Raw genomic sequence first — 6,106 nt, forward strand, 5'->3', positions numbered from 1 at the left:
CCCCCGGCCTCTGCCATTCGAGCCGGCAGGCCTCGTCGACCTGCATGTCCACCTGGTGCCGGCCGATGAAGCGCCGCGCTTCCAGGAGGATGCCGCTAGCAGCATCGTGGGTTGTCTGGTGCCACAGGTCGATGTGGTCGAACGCAATATCCCGGCGGCCTTACCGGTCGTGATGGCGCGGCTGTCGATCGCGCCTTTTCTATGATCCGCTCCGGGTTTTTTGCTGCAATGCGTCAAAATGGCATGCGCCTGCGCAATTTTGGGCTTGTCAACGGGCCGCGCGTCGACAAGATAGCGCTCCCGCCGCCTGGATTGGCTGGCGAGCATAAAATGCGCCTGTGAAGCGGCGATGACGGGAGCCACCAAAGAATGATCGGACTCGTGCTTGTAACGCACGGTCAACTGGCCACCGAGTTCCGACATGCCGTCGAACATGTCGTCGGGCCACAAGACAATTTCGAAACCGTGGCGATCGGTGCCGACGACGATATGGAGCAGCGTCGGCGCGACATTGTCGACGCGGTTGCCCGTGTCGACACCGGGGCGGGCGTCATCGTGCTGACCGACATGTTCGGCGGCACGCCCTCCAATCTTGCCATCTCGGTGATGGAGTCCGGCCGCACCGAGGTGATCGCCGGCATGAATCTGCCGATGCTGATCAAGCTCTCCTCGATCCGCAAGGGCGACAACATGGCGGCCGCCCTTGATGAGGCCCAGGCCGCCGGTCGCAAATACATCAATGTTGCCAGCCAGCTCCTGAGCAGCAAATGACCGCGCTGTCCCCGGAAAAAGATCAGATAGTCCGGGATTTTCCCATCATCAACCAGCGCGGCCTTCATGCGCGCGCTTCGGCGAAGTTCGTCCAGCTGGCCAGCGGCTTCGATGCCTCGGTGCATGTCGAGAAGGATGGCGTCAAGGTTGGCGGCACCTCGATCATGGGCCTGATGATGCTGGCGGCAAGCCCCGGCTATTCGATCCGCGTCACCGCCAGCGGGCCGGAGGCCCAGCAGGTCATCGACGCCCTGGAGCAACTGGTGGCGTCCCGCTTCGGCGAGGAATGCTGATCTGGTAGAGCGCGATATGCGTCCGAGAGACATGCAGGGATAAAGATTTCTTTATATCCCATTGTCGTCCTTGCTCCGATCTGCTAGTCAGGCCGGCAATTCGCGCCCTTGGACGCGCCGACCGGCGCGGGCGTGTCCGCAACAAATTCGCAAGCACAACATTCGCATCGGAGTACTGCCATGACGGGTAGCAAGGACTATGTGGTCGCCGACATCTCGCTTGCCGGCTGGGGCCGCAAGGAACTCGAGATCGCCGAAACCGAAATGCCGGGCCTGATGGCCTGCCGTGAGGAATTCGGCCCCAAGCAGCCGCTCAAGGGTGCGCGCATCACCGGCTCGCTGCACATGACCATCCAGACGGCGGTGCTGATCGAGACGCTGAAGGCGCTTGGCGCCGATATCCGCTGGGCCTCCTGCAACATCTTCTCGACCCAGGACCATGCGGCCGCGGCCATCGCCGAGGCCGGCATCCCGGTGTTTGCCGTCAAGGGCGAGTCGCTGGAGGAGTATTGGGACTACACCGACAAGATCTTCCAGTGGGCCGATGGCGGCCTCTCCAACATGATCCTCGATGATGGCGGCGACGCCACCATGTACATCCTGATCGGCGCCCGCGCCGAGGCCGGCGAGGACGTGCTGTCCAACCCGCAGAGCGAGGAAGAGGAATATTTCTACGCCCAGGTCAAGAAGCGCCTGAAGGCTTCGCCCGGCTTCTTCACCAAGCAGAAGGCGGCGATCCGCGGCGTCACCGAAGAGACGACCACCGGCGTCAACCGCCTCTACCAGCTGCAGAAGAAGGGCCTGCTGCCCTTCCCCGCAATCAACGTCAACGACTCGGTCACCAAGTCGAAGTTCGACAACAAGTATGGCTGCAAGGAATCGCTGGTCGACGGCATCCGCCGCGGCACCGACACGATGATGGCCGGCAAGGTCGCTGTCGTGTGCGGTTATGGCGACGTCGGCAAGGGCTCGTCGGCCTCGCTCAAGGGCGCCGGTGCCCGCGTCAAGGTCACCGAGGTCGATCCGATCTGCGCCCTGCAGGCTGCGATGGACGGTTTTGAAGTCGTCACGCTGGAAGATGCAGCCCCCACCGCCGACATCGTCATCACCACCACCGGCAACAAGGATGTCGTCACCCTCGACCATATGCGCTCGATGAAGGACATGGTCATCGTCGGCAACATCGGCCACTTCGACAATGAGATCCAGGTCGCCGCGCTGCGCAATTTGAAATGGACCAACGTCAAGCCGCAGGTCGATATGATCACCTTCGCGGACGGCAAGCGGATGATCCTTTTGTCGGAAGGACGGCTGCTCAATCTCGGCAACGCCACCGGCCACCCGAGCTTCGTCATGTCGGCATCCTTCACCAACCAGGTGCTGGCGCAGATCGAGCTCTACACCAAGCCCGGCCAGTACGAGAACCAGGTCTATGTCCTGCCCAAGCATCTCGACGAAAAGGTCGCCCGCCTGCATCTCGACAAGCTCGGCGCCCGCCTGACCGAACTGTCGGGTGAACAGGCCGCCTATATCGGCGTCACGCCGCAGGGTCCGTTCAAGCCGGAACACTACCGCTATTAACCAAAGCTAAAATTACTACCAGATATTGAGGCCGGGCGATTGACTTTTCGCCCGGCCTTATTTTTGCGCGCCATCAGCCTTCACGCCGATTCGGCGAGGGGTTATTGTCAGGTGATTCGGCGATGCTTCCAGCCCGAGAGGGTCAAGAGAGGCACGCATCAGGGCGGTCTTGCATTCAGGCGGCGGAGAGGACCAAGACATGCCGGGGCAACACCCGCACAGAGCGGGACGGGCCGTTTCCGGCGGCCATGACGATTCGGGGATTGCTGGCTCCGCCCTGGAAGGGGGGAGCCTGTCCTGGCGCGCCCGCGCGTCGACATTCCTTGCCACCTCCGCGCTCGCGGGGCCCTTGGCCGGCGCCGCCGCGCATGCCGAGACCGCTGTTGCCAGCGTCGCCGGACTGTCGGTGAGTGCCATTGATGTCATGCAGCTTGCAGTGTTCGTCGGCGTGACGGGTGCCGCACTGATATCGGCCATCGTTCTCATCCGCGAAAGAGCCCGCACCTCGGCGGAGAATGTCGAACTCAGGAGCCGCCTCGCCGACATCAACGCGGCGCTCCGCCGTTCCGAGGCGCTGCTCAATCTGCGCGACCAGCGCGTCGTCGTCTGGGCTGCGGAAAACAAGAAGCCCGAGCTCATCGGCACATTGCCCGTCGAAAGCGGCGCTCCCGAGGATAGGGCCGCTTTTCTTGCTTTCGGCCGCTGGCTGATGCCGCGTTCGGCGGCGGCACTCGAACATGCCGTCGCGGGATTGCGCGAAAAGGCCAAACCCTTCGACCTGGTCATCGAATCGCAGGCCGGTGCGCCGCTCGAAGTGCATGGCCGCAAGAGTGCCGCGCATGTGCTCGTGCGTTTCCTCTCGCTCTCGGAGACGCAGCGCAGCCAGGCCAGACTGAAGATCGAGAACCAGCGGCTGGCCGCCGACCACGACACGATGATCGGCCTGCTCGACGCGCTGAACATGCCGGCGTGGCTCCGCGGCGAGGATGGCGGGCTGAAGTGGGTCAACCGCGCCTATGCCGATGCCGTCGAAGCCGAAAATGCCGAAGCCGCGGTTCGGGAGAAGAAAGAGTTCCTCGGCGGCCAGGCGCGCGATGCGATTGCCGCCCAGCACAGGACGCATCCGGTTTTCGAGCAGTCGCTGTCCACCGTGATCGAAGGCGACCGCCGTGTGTTCGCGGTCACCGATTTCGCCGGCAGCGATGGCTCGGCCGGCCTTGCCTGCGACACCAGTGCCATCGAAGCCGTTCGCGGCGAATACGAACGGACGGTGCGAAGCCACGCCGACACGCTCGACCAGCTCAACACGGCGGTCGCCATTTTCGACACCGACGAGAAGCTGCGGTTCTTCAACCAGGCCTTCCAGAAGCTTTGGGGCCTGGAGGCAGGCTTCCTGCACAGCGCTCCAGACAATGCCTTGCTGCTCGACCGGCTGCGCAGCGAAGGCAAGATCGCCGAACAGCCTGAATGGCGCCGCTGGAAGGAAGGCCTGCTCGGTGCCTATCGCGCTGTGGAATCCCAGGAACATTGGTGGCATCTGCCGGATGGCAAGACCATCCGCGTCGTCGCCAATCCGCAGCCCAAGGGCGGCGTCACCTGGGTGTTCGAGAACCTGACCGAGAAGATGGACCTCGAGAGCCGCTACCAGACAGCGGTGCGGGTCCAGGGCGAGACGCTCGACAATCTTGCCGAAGGCGTAGCGGTGTTCGGACCCGACGGCAGGCTCCGGCTGTCGAATCCTGCCTTTGCCACGCTCTGGGGATTGAGCGGCGAAGCGGCCAAGCCCAGCGTCCATGTTTCCACCATCCGCGACCTTTGCGACCGGCAGGCGGCGGACAGCCCCTGGCCCGGCTTTGTTGCCGCCGTCACCGGCTTCGACGACGAGCGCCGCGACCGCCACGGACAGACCGAGCTCAACAACGGCAACGTGTTGAGTTACGCCATGATCCCGCTGCCCAACGGGCAGGTGATGATGACCTTCGTCGACGTCACCGACAGCGTCCATGTCGAGCGGGCGCTGAAGGACAAGAACGAGGCGCTGCAAAAATCCGACCAGCTCAAGAACGAATTCGTCCAGCATGTTTCCTATGAACTGCGCTCGCCGCTGACCAACATCATCGGCTTCACCGAACTCCTGTCACAGCCCACGACCGGTCCGCTGACGCAGAAGCAGCGGGAATATGTCGAGCATGTCAGCTCCTCCTCCGCGGTCCTGCTCACCATCGTCAACGACATACTCGACCTGGCGACGGTGGACGCCGGCATCATGCAGCTCGATATTTCCGAGGTGCAGGTCGATCGCACCATCGCCGCTGCGGCCGAACTGGTGGCCGACCGGCTGGAAGAGCATTCGATCAGGCTCGAGGTTGAAGCAGCCTCGGCGCCGAAGACGTTTCACGGCGATGAGGTCCGCGTCCGCCAGATCCTCTACAATCTGCTCAGCAACGCCGCCAATTACGCCCCGGAAGCCAGCACCATCCGGCTCACTTGCCGCCATCTGGCGGACGGGGTGGAATTCTCGGTCCATGACGACGGTCCCGGTATGCCGCCCGATGTGCTCGATTCGGTGTTCCGCCGTTTCGAGCCGCGCGCCAATGGCGGCCGCCGGCGCGGCGCCGGCCTCGGCCTGTCGATCGTCAAGAGCTTCGTCGAGCTGCATGGCGGCAGCGTTCGCATCGAAACCGGCAAGGACAAGGGCACGACCGTCATCTGCACCTTTCCAGACATGCCGGGCATCCGTGCCGCGGCCGAGTAGCGCGTTCGATGACCGGACTGGTGCTGGAGCGATTACTCGCCGACGAGACCCAGACAGCGCGGCTGGGCGAAGATCTGGCGCTGTCGCTGCGCCCAGGCGACGTGCTTGCCCTGAAGGGCGATCTGGGCGCCGGCAAGTCGACGCTGGCGCGGGCCTTGATCAGGACCTTGGCCGACGATGCCGGCCTCGACGTTCCGAGCCCGACCTTCACGCTGGTGCAGAGCTACGACACCCGCATTCCGGTGCATCATTTCGATCTCTACCGCCTGTCCTCGGCCGACGAGATCGATGAGCTTGGTTTCGACGAAGCCTTGGCGCAAGGTGCTGCTTTGGTCGAATGGCCGGAGCGGGCGGAAGCCCATCTGCCGAAAACCACGGTCCTGATCGAGCTCGTCCAGCATGGCAACGGCCGGCTGGCACGATTGTCGGGGCAGGGACCTGCCTTCGATCGGGCCGCAAGGTCGCTGGCCATGCGCGACTTTCTCGTGAGCGCCGGCTGGGCGCAAGCGCAGCGCCGCCATTTCATTGGCGATGCTTCTGCCCGCTCTTACGAGATCGTTTCGCTGCCGGGCCAAAAGCCGCAAGTGCTGATGAACTCGCCACGGCTGGTGCTCGGCCCGCCGGTCCGCGACGGCAAGCCCTATGCCGAGATCGCCCACACCGCCCAGTCGGTTTCCGCTTTCGTCGCCATCGACCGCGCCTTAAG

At 63.8% G+C, this 6,106-nt stretch carries 5 protein-coding genes and 1 pseudogene; all 6 read left to right on the forward strand.

Features of this window, described 5'->3' with window-relative positions; translation table 11 throughout:
* A pseudogene (locus EOA22_RS21630) lies at window positions 1–205 on the forward strand (HPr kinase/phosphorylase); the annotation flags it as partial.
* Between the two features lie 164 nt (window positions 206–369).
* A complete protein-coding gene (locus EOA22_RS21640) occupies window positions 370–771 on the forward strand; it encodes a PTS sugar transporter subunit IIA (RefSeq protein ID WP_010912939.1) in 402 nt (133 codons plus the stop codon).
* A complete protein-coding gene (locus EOA22_RS21645) occupies window positions 768–1,064 on the forward strand; it encodes an HPr family phosphocarrier protein (protein WP_013528333.1) in 297 nt (98 codons plus the stop codon). The genes EOA22_RS21640 and EOA22_RS21645 overlap by 4 nt, the downstream gene beginning before the upstream one ends.
* Before the next feature lie 180 nt (window positions 1,065–1,244).
* Window positions 1,245–2,645 carry an adenosylhomocysteinase gene (ahcY, locus tag EOA22_RS21650; RefSeq protein ID WP_013528332.1) on the forward strand — a complete coding sequence of 467 codons (1,401 nt, stop codon included), beginning with the start codon at window positions 1,245–1,247 and terminating at the stop codon, window positions 2,643–2,645.
* A 199-nt stretch (window positions 2,646–2,844) separates the two neighbouring features.
* Entirely contained in the window at window positions 2,845–5,400 is a 2,556-nt protein-coding gene (locus EOA22_RS21655; RefSeq protein ID WP_013528331.1) for a PAS domain-containing sensor histidine kinase, read from the forward strand.
* An 8-nt stretch (window positions 5,401–5,408) separates the two neighbouring features.
* Window positions 5,409–6,106 (forward strand): tRNA (adenosine(37)-N6)-threonylcarbamoyltransferase complex ATPase subunit type 1 TsaE (gene tsaE / locus EOA22_RS21660; protein WP_127390209.1); only part of this gene is annotated, 698 nt, incomplete at its 3' end.

The organism is Mesorhizobium sp. M7A.F.Ca.US.014.04.1.1, assembly GCF_003998745.1.
Lineage (GTDB): Bacteria > Pseudomonadota > Alphaproteobacteria > Rhizobiales > Rhizobiaceae > Mesorhizobium > Mesorhizobium ciceri.

What these genes read in the sequence shown, in the direction of transcription:
- EOA22_RS21640 (WP_010912939.1), top strand. Translation starts at nt 370, where the DNA reads ATGATCGGACTCGTGCTTGTAACGCACGGTCAACTGGCCACCGAGTTC.
- EOA22_RS21645 (WP_013528333.1), top strand. Translation starts at nt 768, where the DNA reads ATGACCGCGCTGTCCCCGGAAAAAGATCAGATAGTCCGGGATTTTCCC.
- ahcY (WP_013528332.1), top strand. Translation starts at nt 1,245, where the DNA reads ATGACGGGTAGCAAGGACTATGTGGTCGCCGACATCTCGCTTGCCGGC.
- EOA22_RS21655 (WP_013528331.1), top strand. Translation starts at nt 2,845, where the DNA reads ATGCCGGGGCAACACCCGCACAGAGCGGGACGGGCCGTTTCCGGCGGC.